The sequence below is a fragment of the Psychrobacter piscatorii genome (assembly GCF_001444505.1).
Taxonomy (GTDB): domain Bacteria; phylum Pseudomonadota; class Gammaproteobacteria; order Pseudomonadales; family Moraxellaceae; genus Psychrobacter; species Psychrobacter piscatorii_B.
Genome location: NZ_LNDJ01000026.1, coordinates 1 through 1299, shown reverse-complemented (window position 1 = coordinate 1299; position 1299 = coordinate 1). Strand labels below are relative to the sequence as shown.

The 1299-nt window shown below is 41.0% G+C and carries 1 protein-coding gene; it reads left to right on the top strand.

Going from position 1 to position 1299, the window contains the following annotated elements; genetic code table 11:
* The coding region (locus tag AS194_RS01870; protein ID WP_200960303.1) for an oleate hydratase at positions 1-1211 on the top strand (1211 nt) is incomplete at its 5' end.
* Positions 1212-1299 lie beyond the last annotated feature (88 nt).

Here is a 1299-nt window from a genome sequence, read left to right as displayed (position 1 = left end):
TAGTATTTCCAAAATACAATCAATATGATGGGTTTATCGTACCGCTACGTAACTATCTCATCGAAAAAGGGGTTAAATTCCAATACGATACTTCGGTGACGGATTTAGATATTGAGTTTAATCAAGCTGATGACCATGAATCTGTTAAGGGTTCAGCTAATGAGCCAACCAAAACGGTCAAAGCCATCATTGCAGAAGTAGGTGGTAAGCCTACCCGTATTACTATTACAGAGAATGATTATGTAGTAGCAACCACAGGCACAATGACTGATGATACACGATATGGTGATAACGATTCTGCGCCAAACCTAGATGCTATGTTAGACAATCAAGGGCAATCAAAAGGTTGGACGCTTTGGAACAATCTTGCTCATAAGTCCAGCGTCTTTGGGCATCCTGGAAAATTCAATGGTAATGTGAATGAGTCTGCATGGATGTCAGCCACACTGACTTGTAAGCCTTCTGCATTGGTAGATAAGGTTAAAGAGCTGTCTGTTAATGATCCATACTCAGGTAAAACAGCGACAGGTGGTATCGTCACCTTTACCGATTCTAACTGGGTAATGAGCTTTACTTGTAACCGTCAGCCGCATTTCCCTGATCAACCAAAGGACACCTTAGTACTTTGGGTGTATAGTTTGCTGATGGATAAAGATGGCAATTATATTAAGAAACCAATGCCAGAATGTACAGGTAATGAGATTTTAGCAGAGCTCTGCCACCACCTTGGTATTATCAATGAGTTAGACGGCGTGGTTGACAATACCATTGTTAGATCTACTTATATGCCATATATCACCTCACAGTTTATGGTACGTGCGCAAGGCGACCGCCCTGAAATTGTACCGCAAGGTTGTACTAATCTAGGCTTAGTAGGACAATTTGTCGAAACTAGAAATGATGTGGTATTCACCGTCGAAAGCTCTGTTCGTACGGCTAGAGTCGCGGTATATAGCCTACTGAATATCAAAAAACAGGTGCCTGATATAGATCCATCGCAATATGACATTCGTCACCTATTACGAGCGGCAAATACGCTAAATGATGGCAAAGGATTTATTGGAGAAGGCTTATTACGTAAGCTATTAAAAGATACCTATTATGAGCATATCTTGCCACCTACCCATCTAGATAGTCAGGAAGAAACGAAGCGTAATGACTCTATTTTCTCAGAGTATTGGGAGTCTATTAAAGGTATTTGGCATAAATAAGCTCCTTTAGACTGCAACGCTTGTGGTGGCTTAAACGCTCAGTCACCATAAGATAGTGAAGGTGGTAGATGAAACTCTAGTAGTGATC